General features: G+C 62.3%; 16 protein-coding genes. 3 read left to right on the top strand and 13 right to left on the bottom strand.

Annotated features, from left to right (window positions below):
• Positions 1-279: 279 nt before the first annotated feature.
• From IIY41_RS08260 to IIY41_RS08245, 4 genes are read right to left on the bottom strand one after another with little or no spacing between them, the layout of a single operon-like run.
• A complete protein-coding gene (locus IIY41_RS08260; RefSeq protein WP_287400337.1) occupies positions 280-1,344 on the bottom strand; it encodes a DUF4340 domain-containing protein in 1,065 nt (354 codons plus the stop codon).
• Positions 1,344-2,804: a DUF7088 domain-containing protein gene (locus IIY41_RS08255; protein WP_287400335.1), complete on the bottom strand. Its 1,461-nt coding sequence runs from the start codon at positions 2,802-2,804 to the stop codon at positions 1,344-1,346. The genes IIY41_RS08260 and IIY41_RS08255 overlap by 1 nt, the downstream gene beginning before the upstream one ends.
• 17 nt (positions 2,805-2,821) lie before the next feature.
• Positions 2,822-3,685 (bottom strand): ABC transporter permease, encoded by an 864-nt coding sequence (locus tag IIY41_RS08250; protein WP_009324957.1) that lies wholly within the window; start codon positions 3,683-3,685, stop codon positions 2,822-2,824.
• Entirely contained in the window at positions 3,682-4,782 is a 1,101-nt protein-coding gene (locus IIY41_RS08245) for an ABC transporter ATP-binding protein (protein WP_306554907.1), read from the bottom strand. Before IIY41_RS08245 ends, IIY41_RS08250 begins: the two co-directional genes overlap by 4 nt.
• Positions 4,783-4,969: 187 nt before the next feature.
• On the opposite strand from IIY41_RS08245, the gene IIY41_RS08240 reads away from it, so the two are divergent.
• Positions 4,970-5,305: a hypothetical protein gene (locus IIY41_RS08240; protein WP_009324959.1), complete on the top strand. Its 336-nt coding sequence runs from the start codon at positions 4,970-4,972 to the stop codon at positions 5,303-5,305.
• Positions 5,306-5,358: 53 nt separating this feature from the next.
• On the opposite strand, the gene IIY41_RS08235 is transcribed toward IIY41_RS08240, so the two are convergent.
• Genes IIY41_RS08235 through IIY41_RS08225 form a run of 3 tightly spaced genes read right to left on the bottom strand, consistent with a single transcriptional unit; the run spans position 5,359 to position 7,794 of the window.
• Entirely contained in the window at positions 5,359-5,964 is a 606-nt protein-coding gene (locus IIY41_RS08235; protein ID WP_009324960.1) for an ABC transporter ATP-binding protein, read from the bottom strand.
• Entirely contained in the window at positions 5,961-6,734 is a 774-nt protein-coding gene (locus tag IIY41_RS08230) for an ABC transporter permease (RefSeq protein WP_009324961.1), read from the bottom strand. The genes IIY41_RS08235 and IIY41_RS08230 overlap by 4 nt, the downstream gene beginning before the upstream one ends.
• Entirely contained in the window at positions 6,724-7,794 is a 1,071-nt protein-coding gene (locus IIY41_RS08225) for an ABC transporter substrate-binding protein (RefSeq protein ID WP_009324962.1), read from the bottom strand. Before IIY41_RS08225 ends, IIY41_RS08230 begins: the two co-directional genes overlap by 11 nt.
• A 144-nt stretch (positions 7,795-7,938) precedes the next feature.
• Between IIY41_RS08225 and IIY41_RS08220 the strand changes: the two genes are divergently transcribed.
• Complete coding sequence (locus IIY41_RS08220; protein WP_287400331.1) at positions 7,939-8,664, top strand: Crp/Fnr family transcriptional regulator; 726 nt, start codon at positions 7,939-7,941, stop codon at positions 8,662-8,664.
• Positions 8,654-8,926, top strand: coding sequence for a metal-sensitive transcriptional regulator (locus IIY41_RS08215; protein ID WP_009324964.1), 273 nt, complete (start codon positions 8,654-8,656; stop codon positions 8,924-8,926). The genes IIY41_RS08220 and IIY41_RS08215 overlap by 11 nt, the downstream gene beginning before the upstream one ends.
• Positions 8,927-8,967: 41 nt before the next feature.
• Here IIY41_RS08215 and IIY41_RS08210 read toward each other — a convergent pair whose 3' ends face one another.
• The 6 genes from IIY41_RS08210 to IIY41_RS08185 all read right to left on the bottom strand — a co-directional run bounded on the left by IIY41_RS08210 (position 8,968) and on the right by IIY41_RS08185 (position 16,881).
• On the bottom strand, positions 8,968-11,211 hold the full coding sequence (locus tag IIY41_RS08210) for a M56 family metallopeptidase (RefSeq protein ID WP_287400330.1): 2,244 nt from the start codon (positions 11,209-11,211) through the stop codon (positions 8,968-8,970).
• Positions 11,211-11,597, bottom strand: a complete 387-nt coding sequence (locus tag IIY41_RS08205; protein ID WP_009324967.1) for a BlaI/MecI/CopY family transcriptional regulator — start codon at positions 11,595-11,597, stop codon at positions 11,211-11,213. Before IIY41_RS08205 ends, IIY41_RS08210 begins: the two co-directional genes overlap by 1 nt.
• 146 nt (positions 11,598-11,743) lie before the next feature.
• Positions 11,744-12,340 carry a DUF3267 domain-containing protein gene (locus IIY41_RS08200; protein WP_155200729.1) on the bottom strand — a complete coding sequence of 199 codons (597 nt, stop codon included), beginning with the start codon at positions 12,338-12,340 and terminating at the stop codon, positions 11,744-11,746.
• A gap of 27 nt (positions 12,341-12,367) precedes the next feature.
• Positions 12,368-12,946: a 5-formyltetrahydrofolate cyclo-ligase gene (locus tag IIY41_RS08195; RefSeq protein WP_117472517.1), complete on the bottom strand. Its 579-nt coding sequence runs from the start codon at positions 12,944-12,946 to the stop codon at positions 12,368-12,370.
• Positions 12,939-14,771 (bottom strand): glycosyltransferase family 2 protein, encoded by a 1,833-nt coding sequence (locus IIY41_RS08190; protein WP_287400327.1) that lies wholly within the window; start codon positions 14,769-14,771, stop codon positions 12,939-12,941. The genes IIY41_RS08195 and IIY41_RS08190 overlap by 8 nt, the downstream gene beginning before the upstream one ends.
• A 241-nt stretch (positions 14,772-15,012) precedes the next feature.
• Positions 15,013-16,881, bottom strand: a complete 1,869-nt coding sequence (locus IIY41_RS08185) for a glycosyltransferase family 2 protein (RefSeq protein WP_287400325.1) — start codon at positions 16,879-16,881, stop codon at positions 15,013-15,015.
• Positions 16,882-17,027: the final 146 nt, after the last annotated feature.

Raw genomic sequence — 17,027 nt, 5'->3', positions numbered from 1 at the left:
AGAAAAGCCTAACGGCGGTTTTGAAATATTGAATTTCAAACCGCCGTTTCTGTTTTCCAAAAAAGAATATGCAAGGTATGCTAAAGTTGCTGCCTGAGAGCCGAAAGTGGCAGAAACGGTATTGCAGTATTATTCCGGATATATTAAGCAGCGGTCCGCTTGTCAGGAGCATGTCAACGACGGCATTCAAGGCCGTCCAGGGGTTGTTTGAAAATCAAAAAAGCTGTATTTCCTCCATTTTCAAACAACCCTAATGGGACGACCCTTTTTGCAACACCCTCAATCCGCTGCGCTTGCCGCGGAAACAGAGCCGCTCTCTGAGGCAGGCGCACTTTCCGGAGCGCTCTCCTCCTCTGCGGGCAGCATGCCGTCCAGCGTCATGCCCAGCACGCCTGAAAGCGCCGTCGCGTTCAGCGTGCTCACGGCGTTGGAATCCGCCAGCCGGGCGTAATAATCTCCGTTCGCATCGACGGCGCCCAGGTACAGCACCGAGGTGACGCTCTCCTGTGCGCCGGAGGCGTCGTCCGTGCGCGTCCACTCCACGGCGAGCGTGGCGGAGGGCTCCGCCAGACCATATGCCGCCAGCGCCTCGTCCGTTGGCTTAAAATCCGCGCTGCTGCTGAAATACAGTGTGGCCGCGCTGCTGATGAATGCCTGCGCGGCGGCCGTATCCGGCGTTTCAGTACGTGCTGTGTCGGATGCCGTATATGTTTTGTTCCCGTCCGCGTCCTCCGATACGTCCACCGTCAGCGTATTGCCGCCTTGCTCCAGTGTGGCGCGCGTTACGCTGTCGGTGCTCTCTACGGGCCAGTTCTCTGTCTGCTGCAGGCCGCGCTCCGTACGCGTAAAGGCTGCGGCAAAGCTCTCGGATACCGTATATACGGGTTCTTCGCCCTCCAGCTTGATATAGTATTCTCCGGTGTGGGTATTCTGCGCCCCCACCAGCACCGTACAGGTCTCGCCCGCATCGGTCGCCACTTCAATGCGGTTGGACGGCTCGTCCAGCCCGTAAGCCACCAGGTCGGCCCCGCTCTGTGTTACCAGGGCGGTGGCATTCAGCGGGGCGAGGTAATTCGCCATGCTCTCGGCGCTTGTCTGGTTCACAGGGAAATCCGCGTCCCGCCGGAGCGTCCAGGTGTTATCCAGGTATTCCAGCGCGATCTCGCCGCCCTCATTTTCGTAACAAATCACGCTGACGGCGCCCGTGGGCGAAAACGCCGCTACACCGGCGGCGGAGGAACTCTCCTCCGCCTGCTCCGCCCCCGTCAACAGCCCATAGCCCAGCCCAAGCGCCGCGGTGAGCGCCGCAGCGCCCAGCAGTACGGCTGTTTTTCTGTTTTTCATCAGCGTTTCCTCCTCATGGCCCAGATCACCACGCCGAGGACGAGCATCGCGCCCGGAATTGCGAACATCAACAGCCCGCTCCACAGGCTGCCCGCGCCGGAGGGTACCGTCAGCGTTTCTGTCGTAAGGGATTTTGCGTGGATTGTGATCCCGCTCTCGCTGCCCGTCAGCCAACTGAAAGCATTCAGCACCAGGTCGCTGTTGGAGCCGGAGACCATCTGGTCCATGGTCTCGTCCAGAAGACCGCTGGTGGAGAGCCACACCACCTTGCCGCCCGTCTCACTGTTCTGCGCCGCAGCCGCCACGTTGAACGTTCCCGTCGGGTCCCCGTCCGCCTGAGCAATGGATTCGGCGTTGTAGGCATCTGTTTTGGAATAGGCGCTGGCGGAAGTGGCCAGCAGCGCGTCCACCGAGACATTCTCCGGCATTTCGTCCAGCACCGTGATGGCGTGGGCCAGCGGTGCGAGCACATAGCTGCCGCTGTCCACCAGCGGCTGAGTGACGTCATGGCTCTTGATATTGGGCAGCAGATAATACGGATAGCCGCTCAAAAAGCGGTTCTGGTCATTTTCAATGACGATGCCGTCCCGCGCGCCCATGCCGTATTCCGCCAGCAGCGCCGTCAGGTTGGGCATGGCTTCCGTGCTGTAATCACCGTAGTTCGTCACCAGGAACAGGCTGCCGCCGCCCGCCAGATAGGTGCGCAGGCGCTCGGCCTCCTCGGCGGAAATATCCTTTGTGGGCGCATTCAGCACCACAGCCGCCGCATCCTCAGGCACTGCGTCCGCCGTCAGCAGCGCAAGCGTTTCAAAGCTCATGTTCTGGCGCTCAGCGCCGTCCGTGAGCGTGGCGGAAAGCCCGGCTTCGCCGTGACCGGACAAGGTGTACAGCAGCGGCGCTTCCTCGCTGGCCACATAGGAAAGCGCGCTCGTCAAGGCTCCCTCCCCGTCAAATTCCGTATCATAGGTATAAGTCTGGTAGTTGGGCGTATAGGTGTACAGGTCTCCTGCGTCCACCACACGGTAGCGTTCACCGCACACCGCGATGATACTGCCCACCGCGGCGTCCGCCGCATCATACGCCGCGCCGAAGGTGGGATAAAGCACGGGGTCTTTCTGCACCACCTGGATGTGGGATGAAGCGTCTTTGTACTTGTCCAGCAGCTCGGTAACGGCCGCATCCTCCTGGCCGGTACGGCCCAGGTAGTAGAGCGTTACGTCCTGCGTTAAGGCCGCGCACAGGTCCTCTGTCTCCTGTGAAAGGCTGTACAGCTTATTCTCCGTCATATCGTACCGCAGATACTTCGCAGGCAGCGCGCCTACAAAAAGGTTCAGCGCAACCACCAGCGCCAGCATCACGGCGCACAGCACGCTTGCATAAGCGCCGTTTTTAAATGCGCGGGAGTGCAGCGCGTCCCGCACCGTGCGTTCATTTTCCTGGGGTCGTTTGTTGTCCTGCATCGTTCGCTCCTCCTTTCTCACGACCAGCGGCGTTTTTCAAACCCCTGGCAGGTGAAGAACACAAACAGCAGCGCCACGGAAACAAAATACATCAGGGAAGAAATATCGAACAGGCCGTTGACAAAATTGTCGAACCGGCCGAACAGCGCCAGGCTGTTGAGAAGCTTCGGGAACAGACCCTCCAGCCACGCGGGCTTGAGGAAATAAACGGCGGCCAGGCCACCCTCCAGCACACAAAACACGGCGCTGGGCAGCACAAGGCTTTTCGTCATCCAGTGCAGGAACAGCGCCAGCAGAGCGGCCAGCACCGTGAATGCAGCCAGAGAAGCCGCGGCGCTGCCGGAAACCAGCCCCGCGATGCTGGGCATCAGATACAAAAACAAAAGCGAGCCGAACGTGCATACAGCGGCGATGATCTGGTTTTCCGTCAGGCTGCTCATGAACAGGCCGATGGCAATGGCCGCCGCGCCCATCAGAAAAAACGCCAGCAGCGCCGCATAGCTGCGCGCCAGCGACACCGAGCCGTAGGCGCGCATTACCAGCGGGCATATCCCCACAATGGCCAGCGGGATGGCGTACACCGTCACCAGTGCCAGATATTTTCCCCACACGATCCCCGCGATGGAGGCGCGGGAGGTAAGCAGAAGCTGGTCCGTTTTCTGGCGGCGTTCCTCAACGATGCTCCGCATGGTAAGCAGCGGCACCACCACGAGAAAGATGAATGTGGTGTTGTAAAGCACCAGGCTGAAATCGGCGTAGCCGGACTGCAGGCAGATGGCCGTAAAGTACAGGCCTACCACTACAACGACAAACGCGCACAGTACCCAGCCGATCATCCCGGTGAAGGCGCTCTTCAGGTCTTTTTTGTACACGGCTTTCATTTACGCTCCTCCTCCCCATTTTCCGGCTGATGTGCGTGCGCTGTGCTTTCCTCCTCGGACGCAATCTCTTCCGGTGCATCGCCCGCCATTTCCAGCGCTGCCTGTGCGGCGGTCCCGTCTTCATCCTCGTCCGCGCGTCCCGACGTCTCTTCTTCACCGGCCTCCGGCTCGTCCCCGGTCAACTCTAGGAACACATCCTCCAGGCTTGTTGTTTCGGCGTCCATGCGCAGCACGGCCAGGCCCGCGCCCGCCAGCGCAATGCCCGCCGGTGCGCGCAGATCCGCGCCGCCAGAGCAGACGATGCGGGCCGTGACGGCGTTTTCTTCTTCGCAGGGAACAAATTCGACAGCCTGCGCTCCCTGCTCCAACAGCGGGGACAGCGCGGCCTGCACCGCCTCCTGCGTTCCCAGCACCGTGATGCGCAGTGCGGCGTGCCCGGCCGCGTGAGCTGTCAGGTTTTCGGGCGTGTCGCAGGCAACCAGCTTTCCGTGGCTCATGATGAGCACCTTGTCGCACACGGCGTTCACCTCGGAAAGGATGTGGCTGGACAGCAGCACGGTATGTTCCTGCCCCAGGGAGCGGATGAGCTCGCGGATCTCGATGATCTGCTTTGGGTCCAAGCCGACGGTGGGTTCATCCAGAATGATGACGGGCGGGTCGCCCAGCAGCGCGCAGGCAAGCCCCACGCGCTGGCGGTAGCCCTTGGAAAGGTTGCGGATGAGCCTGTCGGCCACGTCTGCAATATTGGTGCGCTCCATGCACTGCTCCACCGCCGCCTTGCGCTGCTCCCGCGGCAGGCCCTTCAGCTCGGCCGCAAAGGCCAGGTATTCCCGCGGCGTCATATCCGTATACAGCGGCGGCTGCTCGGGCAGATAACCGATCTTGGCGCGGGCCTCTGCAGGGCTGTCGAAAATATCGCAGCCGTCGATCTCGGCAGTGCCGTCCGTGGCGGAAATATAGCCTGTGATGATGTTCATCGTCGTGGATTTGCCTGCGCCGTTCGGCCCAAGCAGGCCGTAGATCTGGCCCTTGTCCACGGTGAAGCTCAGCGCGTCTACCGCCGTATGGGCGCCGTAGCGCTTTGTCAGTTCCTTCACTGTGATCAAACGTCCCGTCTCCTTTACTCACAAGATTAAAAATAATTTTACCGCCGGAATATGAAAAACCGGCGCAATTTTTTTGATAGATTTGTGAAAACGGAGCGGACAGGGCCGGTTTTGTTGTCAGTCCGGCGAAAAAGTGGTAAACTGGAGCCGTCCGGAGCTGTTTTTTGGGGGTACGCCTATGGAACCTGTTTTGTTTGCCGCTGGCTGTTTTACCGCCGCAGTCGCCCTCGCCGCGGGTATTTATGCTTCCTTTACCGCGCGCGGGAAGGGGCCTGTCCTTTCCAATTCCTATTGGTTCAGCGTTTTAAAGCGGGAAAACGCCAATAAAAAGGCCGAATACCGTTTAGTGACCGTCGTGTTCTCCTGTCTAAGCGCAATTTTTCTGCTGCTCACAGTGGAAATTTTCACCCAATGGCCCTGGACAGCCGCATTGCGCTGGGCCCTGATCGCGTTTGTTCTTATTTACGCGCTTGCCGACGCGTTCCGCACCGTTCTGAAAGGTTCAAAAACTTAGTTGTCCATACGTTAAAAGGGCCGAAGCCGTGATAAACGGCTTCGGCCCTTTTCTTATCGTCCTTCCTGCTGTTCCGCCGCCTCCGGCAGGCGGAACACCCGCGCGCCCAGCAGCGCCGCGTCGCCCTCCTCGTGGGTGATGCACAGCAGCGTGCGCCCGGCCTGCATACGCCGCACATATGCGGCGGCCGCCTGCCGCGCGGCTTCGTCCAGGCCCTTGAACGGTTCGTCCAGCACCACCACGTCCGCCGGAGCCAGCAAGGCCCGCAGCAGCGCCACACGCCGCCGCTGCCCGCCGGAAAGCTCGCCGACAGGCTTCTCCACATCCTGCGGGGTCAGGCCCACAGCCGCGAAAGCCTCCGCCATGCGCGGCTCATCCAGTGCCGCACCGCAGGCAAACCGCAGGTTCCCCTGCGCGGAAAGGCGCTCCACCAGCCTGTCCTCCTGAAAGGCGGCTGCAAAGCGTTTTCCCTTTGCACCGCGCACCGCGCCCGCATCGGGCTTTTCCAGCCCCATAACGATGCGCGCCAACGTTGTTTTGCCGAGGCCCGAGCGCCCCATCACACAAACGGCTTCTCCCTGTGCAAACCGCTCCGAAAGGCCGCGCAGCACCTGCGTTTCGCCAAACGCCTTGGACACGTTCACCAGTTCGATGCTCATGTGCCGCTCCTTTCCAGCAAAACGCTTTCCACCCGTGCAAGGCCCCACAAAAACAGCCTTTCAAACGCAAGGCTCAGCAGCACGATCACCACGGTCCATGCCAAAAGCTCGGCCGTGGAAAACAATATCTTTGCATTGTACAGCGCTTCCCCGATGCTGCCGCTGGTGATGCCGATGACCTCCGCCGCCACGCCGCTTTTCCAGCAAAGGCCAAGGCCCACCGTGCAGGCCGAGCGGAAATACGGCAGCGCGGCGGGCACGTAAAGATACCGCACCCGCTTTGCCGGCGGCACGCGGAATACGGCCGCCATTTCCAGCAGCCGGGCGTCCGTTTCACGGATGCCCGCCAGCGTGTTCGTATACACCACGGGCAGCACCATCAAAAAGCTGATGAACACCGCCAGATTGCCCGCGCTGCGCAGCCACATCAGCGCAAGAATGATAAAACTGGCCACGGGGATGGATTTGATGGTGAGCATCAGCGGCCGCAGCAGCACCTCCACCCAGCGCAGCGCGGCGGCCAGCGCCGCCAGCGCAAGGCCCAGCGCCAGCGCCAGCAGGAAGCCGCCGATGATGCGCCCGGCGCTGAACGCCGCCGTCTGCCAGAAATCCGCCGTGGGCAGCAGCGCCAGCAGCGCACCGCACACCTCCAGCGGCGAAACCAAAATCAGCTTTTGCCCGATGCAGACGCTGGCCGCCTGCCAGGCACAAAGCCAGAAGCAGACAGCCAGTGTGTTTGCGATTCGGTTTTTCCGTTTGTTACGCGCCATAATAGAATGCGTCGTCGGGCAGCGTGCCGCCCACGGCCTCGGGGTTCTGGTCGTACAGCACCTTCAGGTAACCGCTCACCTTCGCTTTCATATCCGCGCCGCTGATGAAAGTGATATTGCACTCCGGCAGCGCCTTTTGCGCGATGGGCTCCTTGGGCACGATCTCATAGCCCGCCACCAGCGCGGCAGCCTCGTCCACATTGGCGTTCACAAACTCGGTGCTGGCCTTGTAATCCTCCAAAAACTCGTTAAATGCGGCCTCGTTCTGCTCCACAAACTCTTTGCGTGCTACCACAACGCCTGTCACCAGCGCGGAATCCGGCGAGACCTTGTCCCATTCCTCGGTCATATCCAGCGCCACCTTCAGGCCTTCCATCTGCATCTGGGCAGTGGTCACATAGGGCTGAGGCAGCATGGCAACGGGATAGCCGCTGGACGCCTGCATCGCCGCCAGCACCTCGGTGGCCTCGCTCATGTATTCGATGGTCACGTCCTCGCCCGGGGTAAGGCCATTCTGCGTCAGCACATAGTTGAGCACATACTCCGGCGTGGTCCCCTTGCCCGTGGTGTAAATGGTTTTGCCCGCCAAATCGGCCACGCTGGTGATGTCGTCGCCTGTGGTGACGACATACAGCACGCCCAGTGTGTTGACGGCGGCCACTTCGACGGCGCCCCCGGTCTTGTTGTACAGCACGCCGGCCAGGTTGCACGGCACCAGCGCCACGTCGATATCGCCCTTTATAAGCTGCGGGGCGATCTCATCCGCCGCGCCGTACATGGTCACTTCATAATCGTGGCGGGCCTCGCCCTTGTCGGCTTCGTCCATCAGCTTTACAAGGCCCATGGTCGTGGGCCCTTTCAGGCTGGCGATGCGGAAAGCCGTGCGCTCGGCCGCAGGTGTGCCTGTGCTCTCGGGCGCGGCGCTGCCTGCGGCGGCAGAGGACGAAACAGCGGGCGCACCGGAGACGGACGCCGCAGAAGAAGCGGGCGCACCGCTGCAGCCGGCCAAAAGGCCCAGCGCAACTGCCAGCGCCAGCGCGGCAGAAAGCATTTTTTTCATGTTTTTCATAACTCCTTTTCCCTTGCCGGATCTGCCCGGCCATTCCCGCGCGCACAAATTCATACAGCGCGCTTGCGGTCTGTGCCCTATTCTACTATAATAGAGCAAGGAATACTGTTGCAGCAGCAACAAAAGGTGAAAAAGATGGAAGAAAATTTAACGATTTTACGGCGCTGCAGTCTGTTTGCCGGCCTTTCGGACACGCAGACAGCCGCTTTGCTGCAAAGCCTGCATCCGGTGCGCCGCAGCTTTTCAAAGGGCGAGGTGCTGCTGCTGGCCGGGTACGAGACGCAGGAGCTGGGCGTGGTGCTCTGCGGGCAGATCGAGGCGGAAAAACAGACGGCGGACGGCGTGACGCTTACGCTGACGCGCATGGGGCCGGGCGGCATCTTCGCGGACATTCTGGCGGGCAGCCGGGGAGCAAAAAGCCCGGTGACCGTGACGGCCGCAACGGACGTGACGGTACTGCTCATCCCCTACAAAAGCCTGCTGCGGCCGGGCGTTCCGCTGGACGCCGCCCACGCGGCAGTGCTGCAAAACCTCGTGGCGGCCATGGCGGACAAATACTTCGCGCTGGACCGGCGGGTGGAGCTTCTGATGCTGCATTCGCTGCGGGAAAAGGTACTGCACTATCTGCGCACCGAGGCTCTGCCCGCGCCGGGCGGCGCTGTGCGCACGCCGTACACCCGCGCCGGGCTGGCGGCATATCTGGGCTGCGAGCGCAGCGCTCTGTGCCGGGAGCTTTCGCGCATGCAGCGGGACGGAATATTACAAATCGACGGGCGCGTGTTTCGGCTTCTGCCGGGCGTTCCGCCCCGTCAAAACGGCAGGCCCGTGCGGGCAGACAGGGAGGAAAACGATGGAATGTAAACATTCAAGCGGTGTGACACAGCGTCTTGCGCGTATCGCGGGGCAGGTAAACGGCATCCGCGACATGGTGGAGGAGGGCCGCCCCTGCGACGACCTGCTGGTACAGCTCTCCAGTGCGTCCAGCGCGCTGACGCAGGTGGCGCGGCTCATCATGGCGGAGCATCTGGAGCACTGTGTGCTGGCGGGCTTTGAAACGGGCGACCGGGAAACCACTGTGGAAAATCTGAAAAAAGCGCTGGAGCAATTTTCAAAAATGAAATAGCAAAAGGGCGGGGAACTCCCCGCCCTTTTTGTGTTCCGCCGTCAGGTACGCTCTGCCTCCTGGCGTGCGATGGCTTTCTCCAGCCGCTCGCACCAGGCGGCATGCTCCTCCTCGCGGGCCGCATCCGGCTGCGCGGGTAACTGCTTTTCGCATTCCTCCAGCTGCAGGCGCAGGCCGTCGGCCTTATCCGTGAAATACCGGATGGCTGTGATCGTCCCGGCCTCATCCCGAACATACATTCGTGGATACCAGTTCCACGTCTCGCCAAAGTCTTCGGAAACAAGCGACACATTCTCCAGCGTGATTCCATTCAGCGGCGTAAAGCAGCGAATCTCCGTTGTCGTCCCCTGCATGAAAATGCAGCAGCCAAGATACCCGCCATAGGGCGCATCGTGCAGCGCGGCGCGAAAGTCCAGCCGCTGCCACGTTTGGCCGCCGTCCACCGTGCGCAGCACGTTGGGCTGCGGAGTAAACCGCTCGCCCATTTCATACCCGGCGGTGATATATCCCACAGAAGCGTTCACAAAACGCGCCCGCCTGACGTGGGTATTCTCCGGCAGAGGAACGGGCCACCCCTGCACCGCCCCCCGCTCCAACGGCTTGTCGGGCGCGCCCTCGCAGCGCCAGAGCCAGAGCTTTGCTGTTTGGCTTTCACCCGTTCCGGCATATACGCCCGTGATCAGATAGAACAGGTCGTCCCGAACGACCTCCATGCAGTATATGTTTTCAATCGGTGTGTTCTGCCCTTCACCCACCAGGTCCAGCGGTTGAGCCGTCCACTGTGCGCCGCCGTCGCGGGAGGTGTACAGCGTCACGCGGCCGGGGTGCTCCTCATCCGCATCACACGCTGCGGTAAACCATGCATCTTCCCGGGGCCAGTAACTGCCGCCGTACAGGATATTGCGTTTTCCCTCCCACCGGGGCGCGGGCGCGTACACCTCTCTGCCGTCGGCGCTGTTGTAAGCCATCACGCATTCGCCGTCCCGCCCCGGATAAACCGATGCGCCGTAAACCAGCCAGTGCTCCTTCACGTTTTCCATGGACTCGGCCTGCGCGGGCAGCGCCGCGGCCTTGGGCTCGCTTTCCGCGGATTTAACGGAAACCGACGGCTGTTCGGCACTGCATGCCACAAAGCTGCCTGCCAGCGCAGCCAGGCAGAGGATGCAGGCCAGTGCCGCACGGCCCGCGCGCTTTCCCGTCTTGCTGAAAATGGCCGAAAAGCGGCGCAGCATCATTTTTTTACCGGGCGCAAAGCAGGTGGTGAACGGCGCGGGCCTGCCTGCTCCCGCCTTCAAAGCGGCCAGCAGAGCTTCACCATAAGCCGCCCGGACAGGTGCTCCCAGCTTTGTTCCGTGCAGCACGGCTTCATCACAGGCGAATTCCAGGTCCTTTTCGCACCGGCGCGCCAGCAGCCATACCGCCGGGTTATACCAATGTACGGCGCACGCAGACAGCAGCACCGCTTTGCAGACGATATGTCCGCGCTTTATGTGCGTCAATTCATGGCGGAGCATCCATTCCAGAAGCGGGCTTTCACACAGGGCCTCCGGGACCAGCACCACCGGACGCAGCACGCCCACGGCCATAGGGCACGGCACGGCGGCATTGGCATATATCCCCGGTGCGCGACGCATACGCACCGCCCGGCAGGCCGCGGCGTAAGCCTTTTGCGCCGCAGAGCTTTCCATCGGCCGGTTCCAATGGAACGTGCGGGCGCGCCATACCGCATAATGCGCAAGGTGCCACAGCGCACATACGCCCACGCCCGCCAGCCACACAAAGCCGGCCAGCCGCGCCGGCGCTGGAAGAAGGATCTCTCCGGAGCGGAGAACGGGAGTTTTGCGTGATGCTCCGGAAGCCTCCGTCCGCCCTTCCTCCTGTGCAGACGGCACGCCGGCATCCGCTTCCCGCGGCGCCGCCTGTGCCGTTCCAAAGGCTTCCTTTATTTCCGGTTCCGTATTTCTGTCGGATGCCTGCGGTACGGACGCTACGCTTTCCCCCGTCCCCGCAGCCTGGCCCGGGGGCGCGCCGGCTGCCTGTGTTTCCCCTGCCCGCGCCGTATCCGGCAGCGAGGCGGGCAGCTCCAGCAGCAGCGGCTGAGGCGCGGGCGCAGGCAGCGGCGCCGCAAACGGAACCAGCAGGCGTACAGCCAGCGCCAGCCATACAATGCACCGAAACCGCGCGGCATACCGCTTTTCCCAAAAAGGAGCCAGAGCCAGAAGTGCCAGCGCCGCTGCGCCCGTGGCAAGCCCCACGCCCGCGTATGCGAACAAAAGCCGTTCCATCACACGTCACCCCGCTTTGCCTTTTCCAGGTAATCCTCCAGTTCCGCGATGTCGTTGGGCGTCAGCGCGTCTGCGTCGTGCAGGGCTGCGATAAAATTGCGCGGCCTGCCGCCATACAGCGTCCCCAGCAGTGTCCGGCTCTCGGCGGCAAGGTATGCATCCTGCGTTACCAGCGCCCGGTACAGGTAACCCCTTCCCTGTTTTTCGCGGGCAATGAAGCCCTTTCCCTCCAGCCGGGCCAACAGAGCCACTACCGTTGTGGCCGCCCATTCCCTATGCGTCAGCGCCGCGTCCAGCTCCGGCCGCGTGAGCGGCGCGTCCGCGCGCCAAAGCGCCTGCATCACCGCCAGCTCGGAATCCGGCAGACGGCGCAGCTTTTCTTTCATTTTTTCGCCCCCTTCAGCATGCGGCAGATAACGCCGCTTTTACTACATTTGTAGAAGACAATTTTATACTACACTTGTAGCAGATAAAAGTCAAGCCCTGCCCACAAAAAAGCGGCGGAAGCACGCAGATGCTTCCGCCGCATATGTCATTGAGCCTGTACTTTACGCCCGCGGCTGTAAACCGTCATGTCCACTCCCGCGTCCCGCACAAGAATGTCCGGTGGCATTGCGGCAAAGCGCCATACCACATAAAAGTCTCCGGCCGCGCCCGCGATGTTGCCGATCTGGATCAAATAGACCGTCCAAAACCACGGCGCGGGCACAAGCATGCACAGCGCCAGCAGCACCACGCCCCAAACGGCCACCGGCGCGAGCGCGATGATAAAATAGCGCTTCTTTGTAAAATAAGCTTCGCTGCCCGCATACGCGTACAGCCCGGTGAAGCCGTAGCGCACGGGCGCGCCGCTGAAATATTTCATACAGACGCCATGCACCAGTTCGTGCAGGACAACATATGCCGCATATCCGGCCGTCAGCATACCCAGGCGCAGAAAATAAAAGCCGAAGCCATCGTCCATACTGAACAGCGTGCGCAGCGGCACGATCCGGTTGCCCAAAAAGACCAACGGCAGCGCGATGAGCAGCGCCAGCCCGTTGATCAGCAGCGCCAGCCGCTTGTCCTTTTGCAGGTCGATGCTGCACAGCCCCGCATAGCCGTCGGGCAGCGTCAATGTTCCTCGCATGCTGCTCCTCTCTTTCCGCGCGGCGCCTCAGCCGCCGCCCTTGCAGGCATACAGCGCGTCCTCCGTCAGTACAAAATCCGCACGCACGTCGTGGCATTCCCGGGGCAGCACAGGCTCCAGCAGCACCGCGCGGCACAGGGCGATCTTCACTGCGTTGCATGCCAACGGCAGAAAGCGGTCGTAATACCCGCCGCCATAACCCAGGCGCGTTCCATCCGGCGCGGCGGCAAGGCAGGGCAGCACGCACAGCGCCAATCGCTGCGGAGGCACCTCCGGCGCACCGGCAGGCGGCTCCGGAATGCCGTAAGGCCCCGCCGGCGCAAGCTCCTCCAGGCTCCGCACGGCCCGCGCCTGCATCATGCCCGGCCCCATGCACAGCGGTACGGCCAGCGTTTTGCCCTCCTCCAGCGCGGCGCGCAGAAGGGGCCGCGTGTCGATCTCGCCCCTGCGGCCCACATAACAGAACACGGAATCCGCCGCGGCCCAGGCGGGATGGGCCGTCAGCCGCCGGACGATGCCCTCGCCCGCCGCCTTATCATAAGCGGCGTCCAGCGCGGCGATGCGCGCTTTCATCACGCGGCGCAGCGCCGCCTTGGCGCTATCCACGGGCCGGGACGCCCGGCACGGGGTCGTCCTTGGGCAGGGCGTCGCTCTCGGAAAAATCCTCCCGGTCCAGCGTCAGATTGGGGTTATAGAACGGGTCGCGCAGCAGGCTTTCGCCGTAGCGCCGCTTCATGCGGCGGCGCTCGCCCTCAAAGCGTTCCCGGGCCGGGCCTTTCGTGTCAAGGCCCCGGCTCTTGCTCTCATAGTGGTACAGCTCGGCGTAAGGCGTGAACAGCACCCGGTAGCCCAGCGCCCGCACGCGCAGGCAGAAATCCACGTCGTTAAACGCCACCGCAAAGCCCTCGTCCAAACCGCCCGCTTCATCGTACACCGCGGCCTTCACCAGCAGGCACGCGGCCGTAACGGCGGAAAGATCCTGCACCGTAGCCGCGCGGAACATATAGCCGCTTCCGCCGCGCTTTGCGTATTTGTGGCTGTGGCCCGCATAGCCGCCCAGCCCCACAATCACGCCCGCGTGCTGGATGGTATCGTCCGGATAATACAGCTTCGCGCCCACGATGCCCACGCCCGGCTGCGCGCACAGGGCCAGCATCTCGCCCAGCCATGTGCCGTTGATGACTTCCACGTCATTGTTGAGCAGCAGCAGATATTCGCCCCGGGCGGCCTTACGGCCGAAATTGTTGATGGCGCTGAAATTGAAACCGCCCTCGTACGTCACGACGCGGCAGTTGGGATGCTGCTTTTGCAGCTCCCGATAATAGTCAAAGGTGGCGGGCTCCACGGAATTGTTCTCGACGACAAGGACCTCATAGTTGGGATACGCCGTTTTGGTGAAGATGGACGTCAGCGCCTTGCGCAGATCGTCCGCGTGGTCCTTGTTCGGGATGAGGATGGAGACAAGCGGATTTCCCTCGACGGCATACTCCACCTTGTAGGTGCTTGGAAACAAGCCGTCCGCCACCGCGCCCTTTGCGCCCGTGCGCGCCAGATGCCCCGCAACGGCGCGTTTGGCCGCCGCAGCCACATAGGGCTTCGCCCCTGTGCCGCCGGAGGTGGAGCCCTCGTGCACACGCCAGTAATACAGCACCTTGGGAACATGCACAGGCACGGCCCGCTCGCTCAGCTTCAGGAACAGGTCGTGGTCCTGGCTGCCGTCACAGGCAGGGTCCAGCCCTCCCACAGCGTCGAACAGAGCCTTTTGGAACACGGAAAAATGGCAGATGTAATTGCAGCAGTTGAGGTAATCCGGCGCAAAATCCGGTTTGAAGTGGCCTGCCGTGGGCCGGCGCACGTCCGAAGTGAACAACGCCTCGTCGCTGTACAGAAACGCCGCGCCCGTCTCGTGAGCGGCCTTCATCATCTCGTATACCGCATGAGGCGCCAGCACGTCGTCGTGGTCGGCAAGGCCCAGGTACTCCCCGGCGGCCAGCGCGGCGGCGGCGTTGGTGTTGGCCGAGATGCCTTTGTTTTCCACCTTCGTATATACGATACGCGCGTCCCGGGCCTGATAGGCGCGCACCGTTTGCGCCACATCACCGTGGGCCGCGTCGCTGGCGTCGGCCAGGCAGAGCTGCCAATTCGGGCAGGTCTGGCCCAACACGCTGTCCAGCAGCTGGCGCAGGTATTTCTGCGGCGTATTGTACAGAGGTACGCAGATGCTCACCGCAGGCCAGCCCAGCGCGCCGTAATCCAGCGCGCGCTGGGCCGCCAGCGTTTCCTTTTTGGGCAGAAAACGCCCTTTTTTGCTGCCGAAGCGCCGCTTCAAAAATGCCGCCGAACGCTTGAGCGTGGGGCCGAAGCCATCCGTGCGCACCGTCTGGGCAAAGAAGCCCGCCAGCTCCCGCATGCGCTTGATTTTCAAATTCATGGATAATCTCCTTTTTAACAATGGCCAGCCTTGCCTTTTATGCGCCGCCGTGAAGCGCTTTGCGCGGCCGTTCAAACAGCGCTGCGGGTCAAAGGCCGTCCCTTTATGAACTATGAACGCGCCCCGAACCGGCGCGGCACAAAGACGCACGCGGCCCGGTTCCCGCATCCGCCGCTGCGCAGGCAATGCCGCAAGCGGGGCCCTGCGGCTCTTTCAGGTCGCGTATTTTGTATAATTTTCTTTATTTATACCCATAGTTTTCATATAGGAGCGTAAAATGCGGATTATAATACGGGTCGCCCTGCTGCATCAGTCCAGCGTATCTGGCACAAAAGCGCGCTTTTTCCCTTTCGTACCGGGCCTGCTTCTCGCCGCCCGCGCGGGTATCGTCGCCCCGGCTCTTGCTCTCATGGTGCACCGCCGCCGCAAAGGGCGTCATTACGTTCAGCAGCCCGCTCTGCCACAGCCGCAGGCAAAAGTCCACGTCATTGTACGCTACGGCGAAATTTTCTTCGTCCAGCCCGCCGAAGCGGTCGTAAAGCTCTTTTTTCACCATCAGGCACGCGCCCGTCACCGCGCACATATTCTGCGTGGTCGCAAGGCGGTACATATCGCCGCCGCTGTCCCGCGGGTGGCCCTTATGGCTGTGTCCGGCGCTGCCGCCCAAACCGATGAATACGCCCGCGTGCTGGATGGTTCCGTCGGGGTAAAAAAGCTTCGCGCCCACGGTTCCCACGTCCGGCCGCTGGGAATAAGACAGCAGCTCCCGCACGAAGCCGGGCGTTTCCACCTGGATGTCGTTATTCAGCAGCAGCAGGTGTTCGCCCGTGGCATGCCGCGCGCCGAAATTGTTGATGGCGCTGAAATTGAAGCCGCCTTTGTAGGTGAGCACGCGGCAGTTCGGGTACTGCTGCTGTGCCCGCCTGTAACAGGCGAACGTTTCGGCCTGTGTGGAATTGTTTTCCAGCACCAGCACCTCCAGATCGTCCCAGCCGGCGTTCCGGTACAGGCTTTCCAGACAGCGGGCCAGGTCCTCCGAATGGTCCTTGTTGGGGATAAGCACCGTCACGCGGCCGGGCCGCGTGACGTCATACTGGGTGCGGTATGCGCCGGGGCTGCCGGGAATGGGTTCCACTCGGCCGGGCATGCCCAGGCGCAGAAGCTGGGCCTCCACCGCCGCCGCGCCCGCCGCCAGCGCATAAGGCTTTGCCTGCATGCCGCTGGCGGTGGAGCCGCCGTGCCCGCGCCACCAATACAGCACTTTGGGAACGTGCGCCACCTTTTGGGCGCGCTCCGTCAAGCGCAGGATCAGGTCGAAATCCTGCGCGCCGTCAAATTCCGCGCGTTCGCCGCCGCCCGCCGCCGCCAGCAGCGCACGGCTGAATACGGCCAGATGCGTGATGTAATTGCAGCCGCGCAGCGTGTCGGGGGAAAAGTCCGGCTTGAAATGGTATTCGCCCAGCTTTTTCAGCGTGGAATCCAGCACGATCTCATCCGAATAAACAAAGTCCGCCCCCTGCTCGTTGACGGCTTTCACCGCCTCGTACAGCGCATTGGGGGTGAGCACGTCGTCGTGGTCCAGCAAAGCGATATACTCTCCCTGTGCCGCCGCAAGGGCCGCGTTGGTGTTTTCGGCAATGCCGCCGTTTTTGGCAAGGCGGATATAACGCACGCGCGCGTCCCGCACGGCACGCACAGCCTTTTCCACCTCGCCGTGGGCCGCGTCGGATGCGTCCGCCAGCACCAGCTCCAGGCCGGCGTAGGTCTGGCCCAGCACGCTCCGCATCATTTCGCGCAAAAATTTGGGCGGCGTATTGTACAACGGCACCACCACCGACACAAGCGGCATGCGGGCAAAGCGCGCCGCGCGCTGGGCCTTAAGCTCCCGGCGCAGCGGGATGTCGGCGCGGAAACGCCACACCTCGCCCTTTGTCATCAGGCTGATGCGGAACGACGCCTCGCGCCACAGCGCCTCGGCGCCGCGCTCCCGCAGGCAGGCGGCGGCGCGGCGGGCAAGGCTTGCAAAATGAGCCGGGCGCGCCGTGCGGCGCAGAGCTTTTGCAAAGGAATCGTGCTCCGCCGGGTTTTTGGGGGTATTTTCTTCTGGCATACGGCTTATCCCTTTCCGGTTTCATCGAAGACAGACCGCACAATTTACACCCTGAGCTTCAGGCACTGTGCCGCCATGGCTCTCCGCCATGTTTCGCAAAAATCTCATTGCGCTGTCGGCGTCGGAATTGTGCGGTACCGTCTTAT

Source organism: Ruthenibacterium sp. (assembly GCF_017421385.1).
Classification (GTDB): domain Bacteria; phylum Bacillota; class Clostridia; order Oscillospirales; family Ruminococcaceae; genus Ruthenibacterium; species Ruthenibacterium lactatiformans.
The sequence above is the reverse complement of the archived record's forward strand: the minus strand, read 5'-3'. Positions and strand labels throughout refer to the sequence as shown.